The sequence below is a fragment of the Pseudoalteromonas sp. PPB1 genome (assembly GCF_015356275.1).
GTDB lineage: Bacteria > Pseudomonadota > Gammaproteobacteria > Enterobacterales > Alteromonadaceae > Pseudoalteromonas > Pseudoalteromonas rubra_D.
In genome coordinates, this window is sequence record NZ_JACEQV010000116.1 from 1 (window position 1) to 253 (window position 253).

1 pseudogene is annotated in these 253 nt (G+C 35.6%); it reads right to left on the bottom strand.

The features are described from left to right. Positions 1-125: 125 nt before the first annotated feature. Positions 126-253: pseudogene (locus IY568_RS24560) on the bottom strand (IS481 family transposase); the annotation flags it as partial.

Genomic DNA, 253 nt, shown 5'->3' on the forward strand with positions numbered 1-253 from the left:
CGCACTTTCTTTCTTGGATCTTTAGTTTGTTTGGAGAGCTTAATAAATTCAGAAGGCTGCAAAATCACTATCACATAGATGGAAATTGGATTTTGACATTAGATCATAAATTTAATCAATTTGGTATAATTTATCCACTCGTCCAGGTCCTTTTGAAGCTCTTCCAGAGAGCTATATAATTTTTTGCGAAATGTCACCTGATAGAACTCTTGCAGTATCGTTTTGTGGAAGCGTTCGCAGATACCATTAGTCT